The organism is Blautia sp. HA9023, assembly GCF_056504095.1.
In genome coordinates this window covers 652,604-678,679 of the sequence record NZ_JBWLUR010000008.1, presented here as the reverse complement: position 1 = coordinate 678,679, position 26,076 = coordinate 652,604, and the positions used below count along the sequence as shown (strand labels likewise).

Here is a 26,076-nt window from a genome sequence, read left to right as displayed (position 1 = left end):
TCCTTTAATCTTCTTCAAATTCCACCTGAACGTTTCCCATTCCACAATCCAGTTTTATATTTTTCGTGGCACCTTCATTTGTGATCTGTTTATTTCCGGAAGTGATGGATGTTTCCTGAGAATCATCCACCTCCAGATTTCCAAGGCCACATTTCAGCTCATAATTATAATCCTCTGCTTTTCCTGCAAGTGTAAGATCCATATTTCCCATGCCACAGCTGCCATTTAATTTCTCTGTCTGAATTTCACTGATGTCAGCAGTTCCCACGCCAACTGTAAAATTTGCCTCTTTTACATCCAGACTGCCGGAATTCTCAAGGGTTCCTGCCCCCACATTCACTTCCATCTGATCCGCTTTAAAATCGCCATCCAGTTCGATGGTTCCGGCTCCCATCTGAAGTTTTATCTTCTGAAGGCTTAAGTTTTCCGGGCAAAAAATTTCTACGGAACGGTTTCTTACCTTCTGGCTGCTGGCGATTGTCAGACTGCCGTTGTCATTGCTGATCTTAACACGATTGTGATTCTTCCCTGTAACTTTCACCTGGACTTTAGCCTCATTCCATGTTTTCAGAACCAGTTCTTCGTATTTCAGATCACAGGAAAGATCTGATACACCGGAAGCTTCATATGCTTTCGTATAAGCAGAACCGTCTGCATTGTCTGTCAGAACACCTTTTTCATTTACTGCCTTCTCTGCATCTGCCACAAGATCCTCATCCTGCCCATCCATAGCTGCTTCGGAATTCTCTTCATCCCAGCCGTCTTTATGATCCAGGATATGAAGTATCTGGGTGATTCCGTTATCCAGAGCACCTATATCTCCCATAGTCGCTCCCATGGCAGCTCCGCCTGCAGTAAGTCCCAAACCCGCCGCACCGAATACTGCCGCAAGGATCAGGATTACTTTCAGAAAACGTTTCATACTTTTTCCGCCTTTCTTCCATTCAGGAGATTACTGCAGAATCCTGTAAATTTCCGCAGGATCGCCGGCAGTATCTTACCTGTGAACCACACCGTCAGTGCCAGTAACAAAAGTCCAAGTGCCATCATCAGAAATCCGATACCGATAGTCAGGATCCCGGCCGACGGAAGAGATACCACCATGGCAATTCCAACAGCAATACACGCAACTGCACCGATTACAAGAATGATTGATCCCGCTCCCGCAAAAAATGTCAGCAGGAAGGGCAGTAACGCCAGTGTCACCAGAATTCCCAGTGCTCCGCCAAACAGTCCTTTAATCAGTGGAGCCGCAAAAACAAGAACGATCAGCGCAAGGATGATCCCTGCCTTATTCTGCTTCTTCTCTGCATGATAGCCACGCTGGGCCCGACTTTTCCTGCGGTCTTCGGCACTTCCTGTATCATGAGGATCTTCTTTCTGTCCATCTCCACGTACTGTTATTTCTGTGTACTGATCCGGCATCTCCCCGTTCTCTTTCACACGGGTGTCCTGATATCCGTTCTCTGTGTATTCCCCGTAATCTTCACTGTTCTCCTGAAGGTCTGCCTTGATGATCGCGGCAACCTTCCCCGGATTTCCAAGTTCCCGGATCACTTCTCCTTCATTCTCCGGACCTGCATCATCAAAATATCCTTCATAATATTCCAGTGCCTCCTGTCTCTCCGCCTCTGAAATATCGGAAAGCAGCCGTTCAAGCTGTTCCATAAACTGCTTTCTGTTCATAATTATACTCCCTCCTCAAACATCCTGGTAATCTTGGATGAATAGATCTCCCATTCACTTCTGTAAAGATTCAGCTGCGCTGCGCCCTTATCTGTCAGCTTGTAATATTTCCGGTTTCTGCCTGCATATTCCATATTGTAGGCTTCCAGGCATTCATCCTTCTGAAGCCTCCGAAGAACCGGATACAGCGTGGATTCTGAAACTTCCAGAACACTTCGCACATCCTGGGTGATCTTATACCCGTAGGTACCGTCCTTCTCTCTGGAAATAACAGCCAGGACAATCGCATCCAGGAGGGCTGCTCCTGTATTAAATACCATCTGCTCACCTCTCTATAATATGTCAGGCGGACATTCGCAATCCGCCTGACTACATGCTCATGGAATGCGACTGCTTTCTGCATTCACATGATAAGTCATGTAATATTGTTCTGTGAATAATACTATATATCGTATAATATAGTTTTGTCAATAGTATTTAGAAAAATCCTTTCATCCTTTATAATATTTTCAGCAGTTTGAGATTGATATTATGGAGGAAATTATGACAGATTCAGATAAAATACAGACATTACCGCTTCCTTTTCTGGAGCGTATGAAAGAAATGCTTGGAGATGATTATGACGCTTTCCTTGAAAGCTACGAAAATCCCCGCACCTACGGTCTCCGTGTAAACACCGCAAAGCTCTCCTGCCAGGACTTTCAGGAACTTTCCCCTTTCCCAATCCGGCCGATCCCGTGGATCAGCACCGGATACTTCTATGATGAGGAAAGCCGCCCCGCCCGATGTCCTTACTACCAGGCAGGACTTTATTATCTTCAGGAGCCAAGTGCCATGACACCGGCTTCCCGACTTGCCATCGAACCGGGAGACTTTGTCCTGGATCTCTGTGCGGCTCCCGGAGGAAAAGCAACGGCACTTGGAGCTGCCTTAAATGATACCGGATTCCTTCTTGCCAACGATATCAGTACTTCCAGGGCCAGAGCCCTTCTTCGGAACCTGGAACTTTTTGGCATGAAAAATATGCTCGTCACCGACGAAAAACCCGCCAAACTTGCCCAGCGTTTCCCGGCTTTCTTTAACAAGATACTTCTGGATGCCCCATGCTCCGGGGAAGGCATGTTCCGAAAAGAGGAGGCACTTGCCCGTGACTGGACACCGGAAAAATCCGCGGAACTTTCCGATATCCAGAAAGACCTGATCTTAAAAGCAGCCGATATGCTCCGTCCAGGCGGAATGATGCTTTACTCCACCTGCACCTTCTCCCCCTGCGAAGATGAAGAGGTTGTGGCTTATCTTCTCCGTGAGCGTCCGGATATGGAACTTATGGAAATGCAGGGATACGAAGGATTCTCTCAGGGCCGCCCGGAATATGCCGGTATAGCCGATGATTCCGATTCCGAAATCACATTAAGCTTAAATATATTTGATCCGGAAGAACTTCAAAAATGCGTTCGAATCTTTCCACACAAAATGGATGGCGAAGGTCATTTTCTCGCCCTGTTCCACAAAAAAGGCGATTCTCTTCCACCTGTTTTCCGTTTCTCCGCAAAAGGGCCGGACAAAAACACTCGGAAATGGCTGGAGGAATTTTTCTCGGAGATCGGCCTGAAAACCATTGGCGGCCAGGAATTTGACTGGAACCGTGTGGAAGTCCGCAAAGATAAAGTGTACTATCAGCTGCCTTTCCCGCTGGATCTCCGTGGGATCTCCTTCCTTCGAAACGGTCTCTATCTGGGTGATCTGAAGAAAAACCGATTTGAACCGTCTCAGCCACTGGCGCTGGCTCTTCATAAAGGAGATGTGGAAGCCGTTATCTCTCTGCCGGTTTCTGATGAGAGGCTTACCCGTTATCTGAAAGGCGAAACTCTTATGATCGAGCCGGAAGAGGCCGCTCACAAAAAAGGCTGGCATCTTCTCTGCGTGGACGGTTATCCTCTCGGCTTCGGAAAACTTGTAAACGGAATCCTTAAAAACAAATATCCTGCAGGCTGGAGAGTATAAGCGCTCCGCCGCAGGATATTTCCCCACATCAATATAATATCGCATTTGCCAGTCAGAGACCGAACCTTTCTACAAAGTAAGTATTCGGTCTCTGACTTTTATTTTTCACAACAATATTTCTTACAACAGAATTTCTTTTCCCAGAGTAAACGAATAAATATACCGTTCCCTCACCTTCCGGCCCGTCATCCTCTCCAGTGCCTGGGCATAATCTTCCAGCTGGACATGATAACGGTCGATCAGTTTCTGTTCTTCTCCACGTCTCACAAAGTCCGTTTTATAGTCCACCAGAACGATTTCTTCATCCTCAATAAAATATCCGTCAATGATTCCCTGCACCAGAACATCTTCCTCGCACTGCCACTCCGGTTCCAGCTCCGAAGCTTTTCTTGCGATCACAAACGGCTGCTCCCTAAACAGCAGCTTCTTCTCTGAAGCCGCTTTCATCCTCTGGCCGAGAGATGATTCCACAAAGTTCCAGATGTCTCTTACCCGGACAGACTCAGCCTCTTTTCTTTCCATCTTCTTATTATCAACCCATTCTCTCAGCTGACTGCGGATTTCCTCCTGGCTTCCGGCATGTCCGTAATCCAGGCACTCCATCACCCGATGATAAGCCGTTCCGCGAAGTGCTCCTGTATAACCTTCCTCTTTTTTCTCCTCGATAAACCGAGGAACTATCGGCTGAATTTCTTCTTCCGTCTCATAATCCACCGTCTCTTCAAGATCCTGTTCACTGTGGTAACTTCTCTTTTTCAGTTCTGATACACTGACTTTCACAGGAAGATCTTCCAGATATTGATATGGATATATGAAAGAAAACCGTCTCTCGATCTCTTCCCGGATCTCACTGTCAAAAACTCTGCCCGGATTCCAGTTTTCCAGAGTTTCTTTCTTCATTTCCCGCTCTGCCTGTTCCACAATCTCATTTTCTGTAAGATCCTGTGCTGTGATCTTCGTCACCACAAATTCCGAAGGATCCCCATACAGTGGATTCATCCGGTTCATAAATATTCCATATTCATGGAAAAGTGACGACATACACCTGTGCCTTGCAAGAGATGGAAGTACATAATCCCAGTAAGTTTTTCCACGCATACGCAGTCCCAGAGAAAGCAGCTCTTCTTTACTGTCCCTTAATACGGACAGTGATGTCAATTTTTGTTCCAGATCTCCCACTGTTCCACAGAGAATCAGTTTTTCTTTTGCTCTGGTAAGTGCTACATACAGCACACGGAGTTCCTCCCCCAGACTTTCTTTAAGAAGTTCCCGGCGGATGATCTGTTTGCACAGGGATGATGCGATGATCCTCTTTTCCGGCAGTATGGCATCCGCACCGATGCCAAGATCCGGATGGATCAGGATACTTGCATTCATATCCCGGAAATTAAACCGTTTCCCCATTCCTGCCGCAAACACGACAGGAAACTCCAGACCCTTGCTCTTATGAATGGTCATGATCTGCACAGCACTTTCTCCTGCTCCGGAAAGATTCACCTCTCCGTAATCCACCTGATACTGCTGCAGTTTCTGGATATACCGTACAAAATTAAACAGACCACGATAACTTGTCTTCTCGTATTCCATGGCTTTTTCCACCAGCATGTTCAGGTTTGCACTTCTCTGTGCGCCATCTGGCATAGCCTTTGCATGGTTTCCATATCCGGTACGTTCCAACACTTCCAGGATCAGCTGGTGGACCGGCGTATATGCAGCCATATCCCGGAGTCCGTTCATTGTGTCCCAAAAACGGGACAGTTTCTCTCCCAGAGTTTTTTTCTTCTCCTCAAAAATCCGGTGTTCCCGATAATCCTCCACAAATGCCCGCACACATTCACAGATCATTCCCTCCGGATATGCGATCCGAAGCTCTGCCAGCTCCTCTGTGGTGCATCCCACAATGGGAGAACGAAGCACACCGGTCAGAGGAATATCCTGAAGAGGATTATCCAGCACCCGGAGATAATTCAGAAGTGTAACAACCTCTGTTGTGGAAAAATATCCGGTTCGGGACGCCGTATAGGACGGAATCCCTCTTGCAGCCAGCACTTCCCCAAAAGTCTCTGCCCATCCGGTGGCAGAGCGGAGCAGGATCACAATATCTCCATACCGTACAGGACGGTACTCCCCGGTTTCCTTGTCAAGCACAAGGTCATGTCCCACCATGGAACGGATTTTTCCTGCAATGGCCAGAGCCTCCAGCTCCCTTTCATTTTCCGGTGCGTCCACATCGGAATCCTCCAGGATCTCCCCGTCTTTTTCCACAAGAAGAACCTCAGTCTTTACGAATTCGCTATCCTGTCCCTCCGGAAAAGAGGCTCCCGGATACAGAGCAGCCGCCTCATCATAATCAATTCCACCCAGATCCGCTCCCATGATCTGTCGGAAAATAAAGTTGACACTTTCCAGAACTTCCTGTCTGCTTCGGAAATTTTTGTGAAGATCGATCCTCTGCTCCAGGCTGTCTGTCAGAGAATAGCTTTTGTACTTCTCCATAAACAGCTCCGGACGAGCCAGTCGGAACCGGTAAATACTTTGCTTCACATCTCCTACCATAAAGATATTTTTACGGTCATTCACCCAGCCGGAAACATTCTGCATCAGGATTTCCTGAACCAGGTTGCTGTCCTGATATTCATCCAGAAGAACCTCATCGTATTTCTCGGAAAGTTCCCTTGCTGCCTGGCTTGGCGTACAGATATCTCCTTCTTTTTTCAGAAGGATCTCCAGGGCAAAATGTTCCATGTCTGAGAAATCCAGGACATTTTTTTCCCTCTTCTTGTCACTGAAACGTTGTGCAAAATCTTTGGTGAGTTTTACCAGCATCTTTAATGGTCCTGCAGATGCCAGCGTCAGCTCCGTCAGTTCCTCAAGACTGCACTGAAAATACCGGCTTCCCAGATCTTTCAGGATATCCTTTGCATCTTCCCGGATATCTTTTACCAGACTTTTCAGCTGGCCGGATACCCCTTCCATCTTTTTTGTGGAAAGCCTTGCAAATGAAAGATTCTGCAGAGTCTGTACCATCTGATCATAGTCCTGTTTATCGGACAGTTCCTGCAACTGCCGGATCAGCACAAGATCTTTCTGCAGGGCATCCAGATACAGTTCCGGTCCCTCACTTTCTCCACAGATCTCCATGGCACTCCGGTTCAGTTCTTCTGCTTCCTTCAGCGCACTGTCCACAATTTCCCACAGAGACTGGTACCACTTTGTTTCCACAATTCCTTTTTCCGGATCCAGGCAGTAATTCTCCACACAACCATCCAGCCACTCTTCGGGCCAGGGATTACTCATGGACGCATCATACAGATCCAGAACATGCTCTTTCAGGCTTTCATCAGATTTCCCTGCTGCATAGCATTCCACAAAAGTGGTAAAATCCGCATCGCCCTCTGCATAATAATCTTCAAAAAGCTCCTTGAGCACGTCTTCCTGCAAAAGCTTCAGTTCTCCTTCATCTGCTGTCCTGTAACCCGGGTCCAGTCCGATCAGATGAAAATAATTCCGGATCACATAGGAGCAGAATCCGTCAATGGTCGTGATCTGTGCAGTATGGATCAGTGTCATCTGTCTCTGTAGATGCTCATTATCCGGATCTTCGGCCAGTGCCTGATCCAGGGCACGTTCAATACGTTCTCTCATCTCTCCGGCTGCCGCCCTTGTAAATGTCATGATCAGAAGGCGGTCAATATCCACCGGTTTCACAGAATCCATGATCTTACTTAAGATCCTCTGTACCAGTACTGCGGTTTTACCGGAACCGGCTGCCGCACTGACCAGAATATTCCTGTCCCGGAGCGTGATGACTTTTTCCTGTTCTTCCGTCCATTTCACAGCCATTTATTCGTCCTCCTTCATGATTTTTTTCCACAGGTCACTTTCTGAGAACGATGGTAATCTGTGAAACTCATATCCCGGTATCTTTCTGTCAAATCCGCACACTGTAATATACGGACAATAGGTACAGGCGTTCTTTTTTCCAAGCTCATAAGGCGCCACTGCCGCGTTTCCGTCCAGAATAGACTCCCGGATGTCGCAGATCTTACGGCGCACATATTCCCCCAGTGCATTAAACTGCTGCCTGGATGCCACCGAAGACCGCCTGCTGAAACTTCCGTCCTTATTTCTGGACACCGGTATGGATGCAAGGGTTTCATCAATCTTTATGCTTACATCATCATCCGCCTGGACCAGACCGTTCATTTTCAGTTTTTTCATCACCTGTTCCTGAACCCGCTCTACATCCGCATGGATCTTCTCCTGGATCATGGGATCTTTCACATTATAATAAAAAATTCCTGCAGGAACGATCTCCCGTTCCGGATATTTTCTCTGTTCCACCTTCAGCGCACCATCCAGATAGATCATCAGCTGAAGCTGCAGTCCATGATACAGTGCAAGCATATCAAAGGAAGTATTTCCTGTCTTATAATCAATGACCTTTACATAGACCCGGTTCTTCTCCGGCTCCTCCATAATATCCACACGGTCGATCCGGCCACCCTCAAACTTCACCTCAAAGCCTTCCGGCCGGAATTCTCCATGTTTCAGCTGTTCCTGCAGTGCCCACACCGTACGCCTTAAGATCCGTCTGGTACGCTCGATCATATATTCATTCCTTGCACTGCTTTTGAGAACTGTATTTCCGTAATCTGCGGAAACCTGATCCAGACAGTCATCTATGATACGGTTTCTCTCTTCCTCTGTAAGATCCGCCCAGTCCAGTCCCTCTTTTCGGACTTCCGCCGCAAATTTTTCCAGTGCCATGTGCATCACATTTCCCATATCCATAGCACGGAATTCATATTCCGCCCGTTCTGTCACTTTCAGGCCATACTGCAGAAAATGTGCAAATGCACAGGCCGCAAACCGCTCCAGCCGGGTAGCACTGTATGGAGAAACTTCCCCGTAAAGAATCCCTGCCACAGTTTTTCCGATCATATCCGATGGACGTTCCGAAAAAGATACTTCTGTCAGCCGTTTCACAAGTGTCCTATATTCCGGACTCTGAAGGTACCAGCTGTACAATTCCTGGAACACTGCATCATCCCGATACTCTTCTCCCGCAAGACCTTTCAGCAGATAATCCAGACTGATTCCCGGAAGTTCCAGAAGCTCCATGGAGTCCTGCACTTCTCCACACTGCCGGATTTCCATTTCCGGAAACATTTCCCGGATATTATTAATAAGAAAGGCCGGGCTTAAAGCTTTTCCCTGACTGTCTGACTGACAGAAAGAAAGACAGAGCAGTTCTCTTGGCTTGGTCATGTTCAGATAGAGATAAAATCTCTGCGTATTCATCAGTTCTTTCGGACCAGGTGCCAGCTGTATCCCCTGATCCTGAAAAAACTCCCTGTCAAGCTCTGTTAAAATCCCCCCACCGGAAGTATTCTTGGGGATATTTCCCTCATTGACTCCAACAAAAAACAGCGCCCGGATATCTTTTAGCCTGGTTCTCTCCATATCTCCCACAAGTACCTGATCCATGCTTGGCGGGATCAACGCCACCTTGGCCTGGTTAAGACCGGTCTCCAGAAGCTGCCGGAAATCCTGGCGGCTCACTGTCTCCTCACCCAGGATCTCCACCATGTTGTCCAGAAGTTCCATAACGATCCCGTATATCTGAGCATACTCCTTCTCCATGGCCTTGTCGCCCTGTTCCTTAAATTTCAGTTCCTGATGTTTCAGTTTCTGCTGCACCTGGCTCTTCAGGGCAAACTCATAGAGAATGGTACAGTATTCCCGTACCGTCTTCTTCCCGCCTTTAAAACTTAACGCCAGCTCCCTGGTCTCATCCGCAAACCGCTCCCGGATCTCATTAAGCCTCTGAATATTTTCCGGAGGCATCCCCCGATAGATGCGCACCCATACTTCATCCCATTTCTTAAATCCCCGGATTCCAAGTGCCAGCACATAATTCTCCAGAAGATCTGCTTCTTCCCTGGTCACACAGGACATTCCACATCGGAGATAACGAAATACACTTTCATAGGAAAAATCCTGTACTGCCATCTCAAGAGCTGCCCGGAAATATTCCACAAAAGGATTCATCAGAACCGTATGTTTCTCATCAATGAAATACGGGATCCCGGCTGCTGTAAACACCTGCTTCGCAAGATTTCCGTACTCCTCCAGGTTACCGGTGATCACCGCGATCTCACCGTAGCGGCAGTCTTTTTCACGGACAAGTCTGGCAATCCGCCGGGCAGTTTCTTCCATCTCTTTCAGAGGACTCGTTGCGGAAAACATACAGATCTCATCCTGCTTCTTTTTATATACGTTTTTCCGGTAACGGAAGATATTTTTTTCCAGGAAATGAAGAGCCGGGGCCTGGGAAAACCTGGATTTTCTCACATCTTTCAAAAGAACCGGCTCCTCAATATCTCTGGTCAGTTCCGAAAGTCTGTGGATCATCTGACGGCTCATGTAAAAAAGCTGATAGGGCTTCCCTCTGGTACTTAAATTCTCAGCCGCATCCATGGTCACCGTTACCATCACTTTTTCACAGACAGCAAGCAATTCTCCCACCACCCGCATCTGGATGGGAGTAAAACCGGTGTATCCATCCAGAAGAAGAACGCTGTTTTTCATCTTTCTGGAAAAAGGAAGAGCTTTTTCCAGAGCGTCCATCACTTCTTCTCCCGTCATATAATGATCCTTCAGATACCCGGTAAATGCCTGGTAAAGAACAGATACATCTTTCAGTTTCATCTGAAGTAATGCCCTGTCACTGGAATCCTCGATCATCTCCTGAATTTCACTGTCCCGGATATCGTACTGCATAAATTCTGACAAAATGGACTTCACTTCATCCAGATATCCCGCCTTACGCATCTGGCCTCCCAGGTAGGAAAGCTCCTTTCCATGCTGCTGGACCATCTTCTGGAGCACCATGCTCTTACCGGTTTCTTCCAGAAGCGTACGGCTGTCTCCGCCAACTTCCTCCAGCACGCGGTATGCCAGACGCTCAAAACTTAAAATATCAATATTCAGGATTCCTTTTCCCGGACTCATCTCCACCAGTGTCTTCTGGGTCTGCATGGTAAACTGTTCCGGCACGATCACAAAGAAAAGCTTCTCCGGATGCAGTCCGGCCTGTTCTATGATATTCTGATATGCATAACAGGATTTTCCACTTCCGGAACTTCCTATAATAAACTGTAGTGACATTCTTTTCCTCCTGATTTTCCTGCAGATTTTCGGTCGCTCTGGCGCATTTTACACCTGAAGTATCTCTATCATACCACAAATCCTGTTCCCATAGAACGGGCGCTCTGGCATAATTTCTCCATCTCTTTAATAAACTATATAAAAAGCTTCGGGAGGCGTGCGCCATGAGTTCCAAAACCAGGATCATCGTCCTACATATGAAAGAGATCATCTACACAGCCGTCTTTCTGGCTCTGGCTGTTGTTCTGGCTGTTATCCTTTTCTTCATGTTCGGTCCCGGAAAAACTGCCAGCCATACAGCCGGCGAAAAATCCCGCTACAAACCGGGTGTATACACCTCTTCCATTACCCTGAATGATAATACCTTTGATGTGGAAGTCACCGTAAACGCTGACAAGATCAAAGCCATTCGTCTGGTAAACTTAAGCGAAACAACAAAAGCTTCCTACCCTCTCATGGAGCCGGTTCTGAATTCCCTGGCAAGCCAGATTTATTCCAGCCAGTCCCTGGAGGACATTCAGTATGCAGGAGACCGGAAATATACCTCCCAGGTACTCCTTTCGGCCATCACAGACGCAGTAAAAAAAGCGGAGAACACATAAGCTCTCCGCTTTTTTATCATGTCAGGTAAATCCGATCATAAATCGTACCTTTCCATTACACTCTGTGATCTATCTTCAGATTTCAATCTTCTCCAGCACATCCTGCCAGATCCTTGCACTTGCATCACTTGGCATTCTTAAATCTCCCCTTGGAGAAAGTGCCACACTACCTACCTTCGGTCCATCCGGCAGGCAGGAACGCTTGAACTGCTGGGCAAAAAATCTCCGGTAGAAGGTTTTCAGCCATTTCAGGATCGTCTCTTTATCATAAATTCCGTCAAAAGTCAGGCAGGCAAGCCGATAGATCTTATCCGGTGTAAATCCTGCACGCAGCATGTAATACAGATAGAAATCATGGAGTTCATAAGGTCCTACCAGATCTTCGGTCTTCTGGGCGATCTTGCCATCCTTCGGCGGCAGAAGCTCAGGGCTGACCGGCGTATCCAGAATATCCAGAAGAACTTCTTTCAACTCCTCATCCCCGCAGGTATCCGCATAATAACGTACCAGATGACGTACCAGTGTCTTCGGGACAGAAGCATTCACGCCATACATGGACATATGGTCACCATTGTAGGTTGCCCATCCAAGAGCCAGCTCGGAAAGATCTCCCGTTCCCACAAGAACTCCACCCTCCTTGTTTGCCGTATCCATCAGGATCTGGGTACGCTCACGTGCCTGACTGTTCTCATAAGTCACATCGTGGATGTCCGGATCATGTCCGATATCCCGGAAGTGTACATTTACCGCCTCTTTAATATTCACCTCAGTAAGTTTTGCACCAAGGCAGCGGCTTAACTTGCAGGCATTCTGATAGGTTCTGTCTGTGGTTCCAAAACACGGCATGGTCACACAGTGGATCTGATCTCTCGGCATTCCCATCCGGTCAAAAGCACGCGCCATTACAAGAAGCGCCAGTGTGGAATCCAGCCCGCCGGAAAGTCCTACCACCGCACTCCTGCTGTGGATATGTTCCATACGTTTCTTAAGTCCCATAGCCTGGATATTCAGGATCTCCTCACAGCGCTCATCACGTTCTTCCTTCACAGACGGAACGAACGGATACTGCGGATACTTTCTGGTAAGTCTGGTTTCTTCCTCTGCTACGGAAAAACCAACTCTTGTATGGCTACAGATGGAAACTGCCGGATATGTGGACATTCTTCTTCTCTCATCAGCCAGTCTCTGTACATCGATCTCACTGTAAATAATGCCGTTCTCAAAACGTCTGCTTTCCGCAAGCATGGAGCCATTTTCCGCGATCATATTCTGTCCGCCGAACACAAGATCCTGAGTGGACTCGCCCTCTCCTGCGCTTGCGTAAATATATCCGCAGATCAGCCGTGCGGACTGCCCGCTTACCAGAGTTCTCCGGTAGGAATCCTTCCCTACCATCTCATCGCTGGCAGAAAGATTGACGATAATATGGGCGCCGTTGATGGCATGACGGATACTTGGCGGTGCCGGAACCCAGAGATCCTCACAGAGCTCTGCCGCAACAGTGAATTCCGGGAATTCCTCACACTCAAAGATCAGGTCTGTTCCAAAAGGAATTTCATCCCAGAACTCATCTTCCTCATTTTTCACGCCTTTCAGGAAGTCCACAAATTCCACATCTTCTTCCTCTGCACCGGCGAACTGTCTCTGCTCATAAAACTCATTATAATTGGGAATATGAGTCTTCGGCACAAATCCCACGATACGGCCATGATTCAGGGCAGCTGCCACATTATAAAGTTTGCCTCTGTGACGCAGTGGAAGTCCCACAAAAATCAGGGCATCTGTCTCTTTTGTCTCATCTGCAATATGGAGAAGTTCATCCCACGCACTGTCCAGAAGGCATCTCTGAAGAAAAAGATCGTGACAGGTATATCCTGTGATACAGAATTCCGGAAATACCATCAGCTTGACATGCTCTTTTTCCATTTCATGAATGGCTTTCAGGATCTCCTCCCCGTTTGCCTTGCAGTCTGCAACGGTAACTCTCGGCGTTGCTGCTGCCACCTTGATAAAACCATGCTTCATTTTTTCTTCCTCCTGCGGCTTATCGCTTGCACTCTTTTATGATTCTCTTAAGATCTTCCACGCTGAATTTATAATTTTTATTGCAGAAATGGCAGTTCATCTCAATGTCCTTGCCTTCCTGGACCATCTCGTTGAGTTCTTTTCTTCCAATGCTGATCAGCGCTTTTTCCACACGTTCCCTGCTGCAGTTGCAGTAGAACTGTGTTGGCAGTGTATCATTGATCTCCACATCAAAACCTTCCAGTACTTTCTCAAGAAGACTTTCCGGTGTATGTCCCTGCTCCAGAAGACTGGTAACAGAATCTATTTTTGATACGTTTTCTTCAAGCTTTGCGATCACCTCTTCCTCTGCAAAAGGCATCAGCTGCACAATAAAACCGCCAGCCTGACGAACCGTATTATCCTTATTCATCAGCACGCCCAGTCCTACTGCAGACGGAACCTGCTCACTGGTTGCAAAATAATACGTAAGGTCTTCCGCGATCTCACTGGTCTGAAGTGCAACCTGACCAACATACGGTTCCTTCAGTCCCATATCCTTGATCACATCCATAAAACCTACACCAACAGCTCCCGCAACATCCAGTTTGCCTTTGCTGTTTGCCGGAATACACACATCCGGATTTCCTACATAACCTTTTACATTTCCGTGAGAGTCTGCCGTTACCGTGATTCCCTGCAGCGGTCCGCCCGCATGGATACGAAGTGTCAGGAGATCTTTTTCCCCTTTCATCATGGCTCCCATCATAGCTCCACCGGTAAGGAGACGTCCCAGTGCCGCAGTTGCTACCGGGCTGGTATTATGATCCTTTCTCGCTGTCTCCACCATATCTGTTGTCACAGCCGCAAATGCACGAATCTGGCTATTTGCCGCAGTTGCTCTTACAATATAATCGCTCATATAAAATTCCTCCTTAATTACTCTTCTGCCGTACTTCCCTTGCCATGTTCTCTTGCCACAAAGGTCAGTCTTCCGCTGTCCGGTTTCGGTGCATCCTTGGTGTATGCATCATAAACTGCCAGAGGGATAAGGCCTGCCTTTTCAAGCAATTCCCGGATTTTCTCCGGCTCATAGGCCTTCTGGTAATGGATTTCTTCATCTCTCTCATAAAGTCCGTCTTCTCTTGGAAGGAACAGAGTCAGATCATAAACGTTAATTCCTGTCTCTTCGTCAAATTCATTTTCCCAGATAAAACTGCCCTCTTCCCGATTCTCCGCAATAGTCGTATTTCCAAGTATTTCCCGGTATTTATACGGCGTATTCATATCAAATATAAAAATTCCATCCGGATCAAGATAATTATTCACCAGTTTAAATACAGTAAGAAGATCTTCTTCCTCTGTAATATAATTCATACAGTCACAGACGCTGACGATAGCCCGCACTGTTCCGTAAAGTTCAAACTCCCGCATATCCTGCTCCAGATAAAGGATCTCATGACCGGACTCTGCCCGTTTTTCCATGGCCTCGCCCAGCATTTCCTCGGAATTATCCACACCGATCATATCATAACCGGACTCTGCCAGAAGTTCCGTCATCACTCCGGTCCCGCAGCCAAGTTCCAGCACGATCCCGTCTTCAATTCCGTATTCCTTAAGGCTTCCGATCAGATATTCCGCCCATTTTTCATATTCCACATTGTCCATGAAGATATCATAAACTCTGGCAAAATCGCTGTATGCTTCCATAAAAACCTCCAAATATTTTCCGGGCTGTTCATCGCCCGCAGCGTTCACATTATATCATGTCTTCCTGCATAAGTATACGCCTCTGACATAATATAGCACAAAAAATCCGGGACCGCAGCCCCATAAGCTGTGATCCCGGAACTCTTATTTAACCCAATATCCTTCTGACTGATCCAGGCTTTACTGTACAGGCATATAGTATACATCTGCACCTTCACCATGCCAGTAGAAGCTTGTTCCATCCTCTTCATATACATCGCAGTCATTCTCAGAAGAGAAGGTGAAACGGTTTCCTTCGTTATCCATCCATTTACCATTTCCGTCCGGAACGATAACACGCGGCTTACCGTCGGAGTTTCTGTAGATGGTTCTTGTCTCATCTGTGTTGCCAAGCTGCTCATCTGTAAATCCGCCATTTACAATAGCACCGGAGGAGCTGCTGTCAGTGGATGCAGTTCCATCGGAAGAACCGTCAGATGTACTGCTTCCGTCTGTAGATGTTCCGTCAGATGCTGCACTTCCGTCTGTAGATGTGCTTCCGTCGGCAGCTGCAGTTCCATCTGCTGCTGTTCCGTTAGAAGAAGCTGCTGCATTACCATCTGCAGATGCACTTCCGTCAGAGGAAGCTGCTGCATTACCTTTACCGGCAGTCTTGGCTGCGGAACCATTTGCCGCACTCTTCAGAGTGGAATCACCAAGGATTGCAAAGCTGTCGACAGACTCCTGAACCTTTTTCAGAGCATCCTCTTTTTTAACAGATGCCACAAGGCTGTAATACTCGCTGTCATTTACAAAATATTTATTGATGGCATATACATAACCATCACTCTTGGTTGTATCCTTGTATTTTACAGTGTAGGAATAGATATTAACTCCGTCTTTCTGGTCTGACTTATAATCCTGGATCTCAAAGTCCGTTCCATTTACCATGTTCTCTGCCTGTGTCATGGAAACGGCCATATCCTGTGAATTCGGAATTACTGCAGACTCCAGATCCGCACCGGAACCGTGAAGGATCAGGATCTTACCCTGATCCGGAGACTCAAAACTTAACATATCCGTCTCATCGGATTTATTGGCCCAGGTTGCATCCGGAAGCTTGATCGCTACGGATTTATCTTTGGATGTATAAGTTGTATTCTGTGCATCTGCTGCAACAGTCGGTGTCACCTTCGCTTTCTTCGCCGGTGCAGGAGTAGGAGTAGCCTCCACAACCACGCTGTCATTTTTATCTCCTCCGAAGCCACATGCAGTCATGACACCAGAAAGAGCAACAGTCATAGCTAAAAGTGCGATAAATTTTTTATTCTTCATAGTATCCTCCTCATAATCATCATCAGTCACAAAGTGTGTCCGGAATATTCGCTCCTGAACACACTCTTTGCTATATTTTACGATTTTATTACAACTTTGTCAATTGATTTCTCCCTGTACTTTATGAATATCCTGTAAACAAATATCCCATTCCGTACAGAATTTTTCCTATATTATAATCTCCCCAGATGTGCCTATCTTATTCTATTCTGCTTCTGATCCTGTATTTCCGATTTTACACTGCCTCTGCGGAATTTCTGTTTTGTTTTAATCTGTCCCCTTTTTTTTTCGATAATTGTGTCTTTATTCGTATACACTCATGTTGTAAAGTATACCCAACCAAAAACATATGAAAAGAGGACATCCATATATTGATGTTTTCGGGAAAGGATTCATAACTATGGAAAAAGCAATTCAGACATCTCAGAAAACTGATCAGGAACTTTCATCTGTTCAGTTTCTCACCATCACAGCCGTATTTGTTGCGCTGACTTATATCTTCACCGCATTTATTAACGTCAAGCTTCCAATTGCAGCCAACGGCGGACTGATCCATCTTGGAAATGTACCGCTCTTCATCGGTGCCATTCTATTCGGAAAGAAAACCGGAGCCATCGCAGGTGGAATCGGAATGGGCTTATTCGACCTTCTCTCCGGCTGGACTCTTTGGGCACCATTTACCCTTATCATTGTAGGCATTATGGGATTCACCGTAGGTAAGATCACGGAAGACCATAAACATCAGAACATGAAATGGTATGTGATCGCCATCGCCGCAGCCTGCGTGATCAAGGTTGTCGGTTATTATATCGCAGAAGTTATCATCTACGGAAACCCTCTGGCACCGGTATCTTCCATTCCCGGAAACCTGGTACAGATCGGTGTCGCAGCAGTTATCGTTCTCGTAGTGATCACTCCGTTAAACCTTGCTGCAAGAAAAACAGGATTAAAAAAATAGCCTATAGCAGTTCCATAAATTAATGCATCAATTTCTGAAACTGCTATAAGAAAAACAAGAGGTGAGTTTATGTATAAGATCATGACACCGGGACCTACACAGGTCGCAGAAAACGTCCGCCTGGCAAGAAGTCTTGAATGCACCAACCCGGATCTGGACGAAGATTTTGTCGAATTTTATAAAGAAACCTGTGAGAAGATCAGCGCTCTTCTCCACACCTCCAATGAAACCCTCATCTTAAGTGGTGAGGGTATTCTTGGTCTGGAGGCTGCCATCGCTTCCATGACTGAGCCTGGAGATAAGGTTCTCGTTCTCGACAATGGTATCTATGGAAAAGGCTTTGCCGATTTTGTTTCCATGTACGGAGGCAAACCGGAACTTTATACCCGAGATTACCGGAATACCCTCGATGTGAAGGAACTGGAAGATTTTCTTGCAGATAACCATGATTACAAATATGCAACCGTAGTTCACGGCGATACTCCAAGTGGTATGCTCAACGATGTCGCTGCCATCTGTCCCCTTCTTAAAAAATATGGAATCCTTACCGTTGTAGATTCTGTCTCTGCTTCTTTCGGCGAACCACTGAACATTGATGCATGTCAGATTGATATCATGTGCGGCGGATCACAGAAGGTGGTATCCGCACCTCCGGGACTTACCTTTGTTGTAGTCAGCAGCGATGCAAAGAAGGCAATGACTGAAAGAAAGACACCCATTGCTTCTTTCTACGCAAATCTCACAACCTTTGCACATTATTATGAAGAAAAATGGTTTCCATATACCATGCCGATCAGCGATATCTATGGCCTGCGGGCTGCTATTGACAACATTGCCGATGATCCCGGGATCCTTACACGCCATGCCAAAATCGCCGCAGCCTCCCGAAAGGCCATTACAGGAGCCGGACTTAAGCTGTATCTCCACAGCGGCTATTCCAACACTGTAACTGTTTTTGAAGTTCCGGAATGCACCACAGCCGCTGCGATCCTGGACGGAGTCAAAAAAGACTACAACATCATGCTTGCAGGTTCTTTCGATGTTCTCGCAGGCAAGGTCATCCGCATCGGCCACATGGGAAACAATGCAACTTTCTACAATGTACGCGACGTTTTCCACGCTCTGGACGGAATCTTACGGAAACTTGGTGTCCCGCTTACCGGATCTATGGAAGAAATCTTCTGTGAAAACATGAAATAGAACAACTCTATTATATCTTTTAATTCTTTATCAAAAAATCATCCAAAAACGCTGTAAAAGGAATTTTGTACCACGATTTCCTTTTACAGCGTTTTGTATTATTTTTTATTCTGTTATTTCATACATATACAATTCATGAAGCGCTCTGGTTGCCGCAATATATCTGGCTCTCTGCACGATAGGGCTTCGGTCTGCTCCCGGAAATACCGAAAATACCTGGTCAAATTCCAGGCCTTTTGCCATATAAAAGGTGGTAACCGTAAGACCTTTTTTGAAGTTTGTACTGTCTCTGTGAAGCAGGGACAGCCGCTCCTTTGTATCAAATCCTTCTGCTTCCAGTTTTTTCTGAAGGATATAGTATGCTTCTCTTGCCTCATCTGCAGTTCTTGTTATCACCGCTGCTGTCTCGTAAGAAAATTCTTCCTGGCCTTCCGCACCGGCTGTCTCCATATCTGCCATTTTCATTCTGTCTGCTTCAGCTTCCGTCACTGCCTGCTTCTCCAGTTTCAGTTCCTTCACCACGCGCTCCAATGCCTCGATAAGCCCCGGAAATTCTTTTTCCTCCACCGGTTTTCCATGGCGTTCAAAAAGCTCCACTTCCGTGATCCCGGCAAGTTGATTCGCATAGGAAGCGATTTCAATGGTATTCCGGTAGCTCTTGTTCATCACGATCCTGCGGATATCTTTTCCAAAGATCTTCGGAAGAAATGTGAGAACATCCTGCTGATCCCCGTCCATAGTCTGCTCCCGGTCTCCAAGGATCGTCATTTTGCATTTGAAAAGTTTCTGGATGATCAGATACTGGATCATGGAATAATCCTGCATCTCATCTACGATCAGATGACGTACCCCACTGTCCTCCTGCTGGGTTTCCAGACGGTATTTCAGATACAGGATCGGATATACATCCTCATAACGAAGCTTTCTTTTTTCGTACTGTACCTGTGGAAGGGACGGAAATCCCTCCTGTTTCAGGAACCGGTTATACAGAACATAGAGATCTCTCGTCTCATACATCCGGTAAAAACGGCTCTTCACTGCATCCCGTTCTTCCTCCGGAAGGTCAAATCCCTTCAGCGTTTCCACCTCGTCAATGAAATACTCTGCCACTGCATCCATTCTAGAAAGCAGCGGGATATCCATAAATTTAAAGTAAAAGAGCTCGATGATCTCCTGCTCTTTTTTGACTACGCCACGATGTTCCACATCCCGGAAATTCATAAGGCTGTCTTCCAGTTCTACCAGATACCCTTCCATGCGGTCCAGAAAATCCCGGGACTGTTTTTCCTTCAGAAGTTTCTCATCGCACAATCCTGCGATCTGACGCTCGATCAGATCATAGCGGTCCTCGCAGTCTGACACTGTATTCTTCAGTCTCTTATAGGCAAAAAGATCAAAACTCATCTCACGGATATTCTCTTCACCAAGCTCCGGCAGAATATGCGAAATATAATCCGAGAACACACCGTTGGGTGAAAGTACCAGTACAGAAGAAGATTTCAGGTTCTTCCGGTCATGATAAAGAAGATAGGCAATCCTGTGCAGGGCAATAGATGTCTTACCGCTTCCTGCTGCTCCCTGGATCACCATGATCCGATCTGAAGTATTTCGGATAATGGCATTCTGCTCTTTCTGAATCGTACGGATAATGTTTTTCAACTGTACGTCTCCGTTGCTTCCAAGCTCTGCCTTCAGGATCTCATCGTCAATCTTTACATCACTTTCAAACTCGTAGATCATTTTTCCACCACGGATCTTATACTGCCACTTGGCTGCAATATCACCGTGGATTTCTCCCAGTGGTGCCTGATAGGATGCCGGTCCTTTGTCAAAATCATAGAACAGTCCGGACACCGGTGCTCTCCAGTCATAGATCAGCGGAAGGCCGCCGTTTTCCTCCGCAAGATTTGCGATACCAATATAAAAAATCTCAGGCTCTTCGTCGCCCTCATAACAGAAATCCACTCTTCCGAAGAATGGGGAATCCATCATTTTACGGAATCTGCGCCGCAGTTCGATCTTCTCATTGCTTGCATTGATCTCATGGAGAAGCGCCTGCTGATTATCAAAATTTTCATAGCCATACTGGTCCATCTCTGTGTAGTTTTCCCAGTAGTACTCGTGCATCCCTTCGATTTCTTTCTGTCCGGCCTCTATGGAATCATCCAGCTGTGTGATCCGGTAACGCAGAGTTTCTGTCACATGTGCAAGATATTCCCGTCCGTTTTTTACTGCTGCCATACGCCTTAATCCACCACTACCGCTGTTCCGCTTGCTGTAACCATCAGCATGCCATTATCTGCGCCAAGCACTTCATAATCAATATCCACACCGATCACTGCATTGGCACCCATTGCTGCCGCGCGCTGCTCCAGCTCTTTCAGTGCCTCTTCTCTGGCTTTCTGAAGCTCTTCCTCATATCCGGCACTTCTTCCGCCGAAAAAATTCCGAAGACCTGCGCCAAGGTCCTTGATAACATTCACTCCTGTGATCACTTCTCCGAATGCGATTCCTTTATATTCACGGATTGCTCTTCCCTCTACCGATGGTGTTGTTGTTATGATCATGGTAAATCCTCCCGTTTCTTTCATTTTTTATAGATACTCCGGAGCCTTTTTTGAAAGCCCTGTTTCAGAGTCCTTACTACAGAATTATACCTGAAAGCGGAACGGATGTATAGAGTAAAAAAGCGAAGCGGACGTTCGGAATCCGCTTCGCTCTTTTTTTTATATAATAACACTTTGTCTTTCTATCAGCTTATGCCTGTGCCTCTTTTTTCTCGAACTGACTATTATAAAGATCTGCATAAAATCCTTTTCGTGCCAGCAGTTCTTCATGATTGCCCTGCTCGATAATATCTCCGTCTTTCATAACCAGGATCAGATCTGCATCTCTAATGGTGGAAAGCCTATGAGCAATGACAAAGCTGGTTCTGCCCTTCATCAGGTTATCCATGGCCTTCTGGATCTGCATCTCGGTTCTGGTATCTACGGAAGATGTGGCCTCATCCAGGATCAGGATCTTGTTATCTGCAAGAATGGCTCTTGCAATGGTGAGCAGCTGTTTCTGACCCTGGGAAACATTGCTGGTCTCCTCATCCAGAACCATCTGATATCCCCTGGGCTGCTGCATGATAAAGTTATGGATGTGAGCCGCTTTTGCAGCTGCGATAATCTCTTCATCGGTTGCATCCAGCCTTCCGTAACGGATGTTTTCCATAATGGTTCCGGAAAACAGCCAGGTATCCTGCAGCACCATTCCGAACATCTCACGGAGATTACTGCGGTTGAAGTTACGGATATCATGTCCATCCACCTTGATACTTCCGCCATTTACATCATAGAAACGCATCAGCAGTTTTACCATGGTTGTTTTTCCGGCGCCGGTAGGTCCTACAATGGCGATCTTCTGTCCGTCATGAACATTTGCGGAAAAGTCATTGATAATGATCTTATCCGGGTTGTATCCGAATTTTACATGCTCAAACTGTACATTTCCTTCCAGTCCTTCAATGGAATCCGGATGCTCCGGCTGAAGTTCTTCCTCCGGTTCCTCCAGGAATTCAAATACTCGCTCGGAAGCTGCTGCAGAGGACTGCAGAAGGTTGGTAACCTGAGCGATCTGCTGGATCGGCTGTGTAAAGTTACGGATGTACTGGAAGAAAGACTGGATATCACCAACCTCGATCCTGCCTTTGATCACAAAAATACCACCTAAAAGCGCAACCATTACATATCCCAGGTTTCCCACAAACTGCATGATCGGCATCATCATTCCGGAAAAGAACTGAGATTTCCATGCAGACTCATACAGCTTTCCGTTATCACGTTCAAACTCGGTGAGAACATCCTGCTCTTTGTTAAATACACGTACAACATCATGTCCGCCGAAGTTTTCCTCGATCTGGCCGTTAACTCTTCCCAGATAATCCTGCTGTGCCTGGAAGTATTTCTGGGAATGCTTCATTACCTTGTTGATGATAAGCATGGAAACCGGCAGGATCAAAAGTGCTGCCAGTGTCATCCATACATTGATAGACAGCATCATGATAAAGACACCGATCAGTGTTGTCACAGATGTGATCAGCTGTGTCATACTCTGGTTCAGGCTCATCTGCAGCGTATCCACATCATTGGTCACTCTGGAAAGGATCTCACCGTTGGTACGGCTCTCAAAATAATTCATAGGAAGACGGTTGATCTTCTTTGAAATATCTTTTCTCAGATTATATGTGACATCGTTGGAGATACCGGTCATTACAAATCCCTGTATAAAAGAAAACAGTGCACTTGCCAGATATAATCCAAGTGTCCACAGAAGGATCATTCCGATCTTCTCAAAATCAATTCCGCCGGTTCCATTAACCTTGGCAACCAGTCCTTTATAAAGCTCTGTGGTTGCTTTTCCAAGGATCTTCGGACCTACGATATTAAATACCGTACCTGCTACCGCAAATACGAACATCAGCATAAAACGGAATTTGTAGCGTCCCATATAACGGAACAGTTTGGCCATTGCCCCTTTAAAGTCCTTGGCCTTTTCGGTGGGCTGCATTCCACGGCCTCCCATAGGCCCTTTTCGTCTTCTCTGCTCACTCATGCCAATTCCTCCTCTGAAAGCTGACTCATGGCAATCTGACGATATACCTCACAGTTCTTCATAAGCTCTTTATGTGTTCCGATTCCTGCCATACGGCCATCATCCAGTACAATGATCTTATCTGCATTGAGAATGGTACTGATACGCTGTGCAACGATGATCGTTGTTGTATCTTTTGTATGCTCCTTCAGTGCTTTACGTAATGTACTGTCTGTCTTGAAATCCAGTGCTGAGAAGCTGTCATCAAAGATAAAGATCTCCGGTTTCTTGGCAATGGCTCTCGCAATGGAAAGTCTCTGCTTCTGACCACCGGAAACATTGCTTCCGCCCTGGGCGATCGGTGACTCATAGCCCTCCGGCTTTGTAACGATAAATTCTTCTGCCTGTGCTACCTGGGCAGCTTCCTTTACTTCTTCCTCTGAAATATCCGTTTTTCCATAACGGATGTTGGAATCGATGGTTCCTGAGAACAGGATTCCCTTCTGCGGAACATATCCCAGTCTCTCACGTACATCCTTCTGCGTCATTTCACGGACATCCACACCGTCAATCTTAACAGCACCTTCTGTTGCATCATAAAATCTCGGGATCAGATTTACCAGAGTACTCTTTCCGCTTCCGGTACTTCCGATTACGGCAACGGTCTCACCTTTTTCTGCCTTAAAGGAAATGTCAGTCAGGACATTCTCTCCGGCTTCCGGATAAGCAAAGCTTACATGATCGAATTCTACGGTTCCTTTTGTCTGTGCCTCTGGTTTCACCGGATTCTCCGGATCATGGACACTGACCTCTGTTTTCAGGACCTCATCAATACGAAGTGCTGCAACATTGGCTCTTGGAAGCATAATGGACATGGCGGTGATCATCAAAAATGACATAATGATCTGCATTGCATACTGGATAAACGCCATAACATTTCCAACCTGCATGGTTCCGTTGTCAACTGCATGTGCGCCACTGTAGATGATAAGAACCGACACTCCGTTCATGATCAGCATCATGGTCGGCATCATAAAAGTCATACATCTGTTTACAAACAGGTTTGTTCTGGTAAGTGTGGCATTGGCCTCCTCAAAACGCTCTTCCTCATGTTTCTCACGACTGAACGCACGGATTACCGGGATACCGGTAAGGATCTCTCTGGTAACCAGGTTCAGCTTGTCGATCAGAGTCTGCAGGATCGTAAATTTGGGCATTGCCACCTGGAACAGCACAAAGATCACAAGCAGGATCAGTGCCACTGCTACGCCAAGGATCCATGTCATGGATGCATCCGTATTCAGCACACGGAGCACACCGCCAACACCAAGGATCGGCGCGTACAGAACGATTCGAAACAGCATGGCCATTACCTGCTGCACCTGCTGGATATCATTGGTACATCTTGTGATCAGGGAAGCGGTTGAAAATTTATGGTATTCTCTGCTGGAAAATCCGATTACTTTATTGTAAACACTGTTTCTCAAATCATGTCCAAGAGAAGCGGCAACCCTGGAGGAAAGAAATACCACACAGACCGCTGCCATCATAGTGATCAGCGCCATCAGGATCATCCGCAGGCCGGTGGATTTCATATAATCCATCTGAATGGCATCCACATCCTCACCCATTGCTTCATACTCTGCACGGACATAGGAAACACCTGCCTGTGTGATAATGGAATCCTGCATCTTGTCGATCTTTTCACTGACCTGTTCCTTCATTGCAGCAAGTGCCTCTGGCGGCATCTGGGAAAGTGCTTCCATGGGGTCCGTTCCTTCCGGAATGTCCATTTTTGCAAGAGTTGCTTTGGTTTCCTTACTATCCGAGGTCAGAGTGGAAACGATCACCATCGGTTTGCCGAAAATATCATTCAGCTTATCTCTGTCTTCTTCGGAAACCTTATCTTTTAATACCAGATTGTCTCCATCTTCCTCATAAAATTTATCAACGGTTTTCACATCGGCTTCATCCATAAACAATTTCAGGTTGTCCATGGATGTTTTTCTGATCTTCTCAGGGACACTGTCCTCAATACCGTTCTGCTGGATTCCTACATTAATGATCTTGGATGTATAATCCGGCAGCGACAGATCACAGTATGCCTGAAGAAAAAGAAGCGCAATGATGAGCACGATATAGCCCGCTGAACGTTTCAGATATTTCATCAGTTTAATCACGTTTCTGTTCCTCCTTTTCTGTTATTTCCTCCATCGGAGTCTTTCCTGTAAATTCCTCCGGCTGGATCTTTTCGATATTTACAAGGATCTGCTCCAGAAATCTCCGAAGCAGGCACTTTTCCGCCTCACTGAAGCCTTCCATCATCACAGCCTCATTTTTATGGATCCGTTCCAGTGCTTTTGCCTTGATTTCCTTTCCCTTTTCTGTCATGTAGATCCTGGTCACACGCTGGTCCTTTTCATCCGGTTTCTTATAAAGAAAGCCTGCTTTCTCCAGTCTCTGTATCGATACATTTACCGTAGGCGGCTTGATATGCAAGATCTTTGCCAGCTCCCTCTGACTTAAGCCATCTTTCTTGGACACCAGTCCCAGAACCGGGATCTGTCCCGGATAAATGCCAAGTTCCTGCATCTGCCCAAAACATTTCGTTATAAAATGACGGTCCACCTTCATAAACAGAGATAAAAAACTGCTCTGCTTCTCTTTCTCATCGTCCTTCTCACAAAGCACACTGTCACCCCTTTCATAAACAAAACAGCTGTTCTGACTCCGTTCTGCTGCCTGTTCATAAATATATTCGCCATATATTTTAATTAGTCGGCTAACTATACATAATATACATCTGCACAAAAAATGCAACTGTTTTTTGTGAATTTTACACTTTTT

18 protein-coding genes are annotated in these 26,076 nt (G+C 46.4%); 4 read left to right on the top strand and 14 right to left on the bottom strand.

Annotation, left to right across the window (positions count from 1 at the left end; genetic code table 11):
- Positions 1-4: 4 nt before the first annotated feature.
- Genes AC04Q6_RS13065 through AC04Q6_RS13055 form a run of 3 tightly spaced genes read right to left on the bottom strand, consistent with a single transcriptional unit; the run spans position 5 to position 2,006 of the window.
- On the bottom strand, positions 5-922 hold the full coding sequence (locus AC04Q6_RS13065) for a GIN domain-containing protein (protein ID WP_119247833.1): 918 nt from the start codon (positions 920-922) through the stop codon (positions 5-7).
- Positions 919-1,686 carry a DUF1700 domain-containing protein gene (locus tag AC04Q6_RS13060; RefSeq protein ID WP_119247832.1) on the bottom strand — a complete coding sequence of 256 codons (768 nt, stop codon included), beginning with the start codon at positions 1,684-1,686 and terminating at the stop codon, positions 919-921. Before AC04Q6_RS13060 ends, AC04Q6_RS13065 begins: the two co-directional genes overlap by 4 nt.
- Before the next feature lie 2 nt (positions 1,687-1,688).
- Positions 1,689-2,006, bottom strand: a complete 318-nt coding sequence (locus AC04Q6_RS13055) for a PadR family transcriptional regulator (RefSeq protein ID WP_015527209.1) — start codon at positions 2,004-2,006, stop codon at positions 1,689-1,691.
- Positions 2,007-2,229: 223 nt separating this feature from the next.
- On the opposite strand from AC04Q6_RS13055, the gene AC04Q6_RS13050 reads away from it, so the two are divergent.
- A complete protein-coding gene (locus AC04Q6_RS13050; protein ID WP_021977074.1) occupies positions 2,230-3,690 on the top strand; it encodes an RsmF rRNA methyltransferase first C-terminal domain-containing protein in 1,461 nt (486 codons plus the stop codon).
- A gap of 120 nt (positions 3,691-3,810) precedes the next feature.
- On the opposite strand, the gene addA is transcribed toward AC04Q6_RS13050, so the two are convergent.
- The gene (gene addA / locus AC04Q6_RS13045) at positions 3,811-7,533 is read right to left on the bottom strand and encodes a helicase-exonuclease AddAB subunit AddA (RefSeq protein WP_119247831.1); all 3,723 of its coding nucleotides are present in this window, start codon (positions 7,531-7,533) and stop codon (positions 3,811-3,813) included.
- Positions 7,534-10,863 carry a helicase-exonuclease AddAB subunit AddB gene (addB, locus tag AC04Q6_RS13040; protein ID WP_476389717.1) on the bottom strand — a complete coding sequence of 1,110 codons (3,330 nt, stop codon included), beginning with the start codon at positions 10,861-10,863 and terminating at the stop codon, positions 7,534-7,536.
- Positions 10,864-11,027: 164 nt separating this feature from the next.
- Between addB and AC04Q6_RS13035 the strand changes: the two genes are divergently transcribed.
- Positions 11,028-11,465: an FMN-binding protein gene (locus AC04Q6_RS13035; RefSeq protein WP_021977071.1), complete on the top strand. Its 438-nt coding sequence runs from the start codon at positions 11,028-11,030 to the stop codon at positions 11,463-11,465.
- Between the two features lie 75 nt (positions 11,466-11,540).
- Here the strand turns inward: AC04Q6_RS13035 and AC04Q6_RS13030 are convergent, their stop codons facing one another.
- The 4 genes from AC04Q6_RS13030 to AC04Q6_RS13015 all read right to left on the bottom strand — a co-directional run bounded on the left by AC04Q6_RS13030 (position 11,541) and on the right by AC04Q6_RS13015 (position 16,493).
- Complete coding sequence (locus AC04Q6_RS13030) at positions 11,541-13,490, bottom strand: NAD(+) synthase (RefSeq protein ID WP_118169182.1); 1,950 nt, start codon at positions 13,488-13,490, stop codon at positions 11,541-11,543.
- Positions 13,491-13,509: 19 nt separating this feature from the next.
- Positions 13,510-14,391: an Hsp33 family molecular chaperone HslO gene (gene hslO / locus AC04Q6_RS13025; RefSeq protein WP_118169181.1), complete on the bottom strand. Its 882-nt coding sequence runs from the start codon at positions 14,389-14,391 to the stop codon at positions 13,510-13,512.
- A 17-nt stretch (positions 14,392-14,408) separates the two neighbouring features.
- Positions 14,409-15,179, bottom strand: coding sequence for a class I SAM-dependent DNA methyltransferase (locus AC04Q6_RS13020; RefSeq protein WP_118169233.1), 771 nt, complete (start codon positions 15,177-15,179; stop codon positions 14,409-14,411).
- A 180-nt stretch (positions 15,180-15,359) separates the two neighbouring features.
- Entirely contained in the window at positions 15,360-16,493 is a 1,134-nt protein-coding gene (locus tag AC04Q6_RS13015; protein WP_243006095.1) for a hypothetical protein, read from the bottom strand.
- Between the two features lie 400 nt (positions 16,494-16,893).
- On the opposite strand from AC04Q6_RS13015, the gene AC04Q6_RS13010 reads away from it, so the two are divergent.
- Together AC04Q6_RS13010 and AC04Q6_RS13005 are read left to right on the top strand one after the other, a co-directional pair.
- The gene (locus AC04Q6_RS13010; RefSeq protein ID WP_118169179.1) at positions 16,894-17,451 is read left to right on the top strand and encodes an ECF transporter S component; all 558 of its coding nucleotides are present in this window, start codon (positions 16,894-16,896) and stop codon (positions 17,449-17,451) included.
- A gap of 69 nt (positions 17,452-17,520) precedes the next feature.
- Entirely contained in the window at positions 17,521-18,651 is a 1,131-nt protein-coding gene (locus AC04Q6_RS13005; protein ID WP_118062753.1) for a pyridoxal-phosphate-dependent aminotransferase family protein, read from the top strand.
- A 105-nt stretch (positions 18,652-18,756) separates the two neighbouring features.
- Here AC04Q6_RS13005 and AC04Q6_RS13000 read toward each other — a convergent pair whose 3' ends face one another.
- From AC04Q6_RS13000 to AC04Q6_RS12980, 5 genes are all read right to left on the bottom strand, one after another.
- Complete coding sequence (locus AC04Q6_RS13000) at positions 18,757-20,892, bottom strand: UvrD-helicase domain-containing protein (RefSeq protein WP_476389716.1); 2,136 nt, start codon at positions 20,890-20,892, stop codon at positions 18,757-18,759.
- Positions 20,893-20,897: 5 nt separating this feature from the next.
- Positions 20,898-21,218, bottom strand: a complete 321-nt coding sequence (locus tag AC04Q6_RS12995) for a putative heavy metal-binding protein (RefSeq protein ID WP_021977063.1) — start codon at positions 21,216-21,218, stop codon at positions 20,898-20,900.
- Positions 21,219-21,408: 190 nt separating this feature from the next.
- Positions 21,409-23,250 carry an ABC transporter ATP-binding protein gene (locus tag AC04Q6_RS12990; RefSeq protein WP_118169176.1) on the bottom strand — a complete coding sequence of 614 codons (1,842 nt, stop codon included), beginning with the start codon at positions 23,248-23,250 and terminating at the stop codon, positions 21,409-21,411.
- Positions 23,247-25,409 carry an ABC transporter ATP-binding protein gene (locus AC04Q6_RS12985; RefSeq protein WP_118169174.1) on the bottom strand — a complete coding sequence of 721 codons (2,163 nt, stop codon included), beginning with the start codon at positions 25,407-25,409 and terminating at the stop codon, positions 23,247-23,249. Before AC04Q6_RS12985 ends, AC04Q6_RS12990 begins: the two co-directional genes overlap by 4 nt.
- Positions 25,402-25,920 carry a MarR family transcriptional regulator gene (locus tag AC04Q6_RS12980; protein WP_476389715.1) on the bottom strand — a complete coding sequence of 173 codons (519 nt, stop codon included), beginning with the start codon at positions 25,918-25,920 and terminating at the stop codon, positions 25,402-25,404. The genes AC04Q6_RS12985 and AC04Q6_RS12980 overlap by 8 nt, the downstream gene beginning before the upstream one ends.
- Positions 25,921-26,076: the final 156 nt, after the last annotated feature.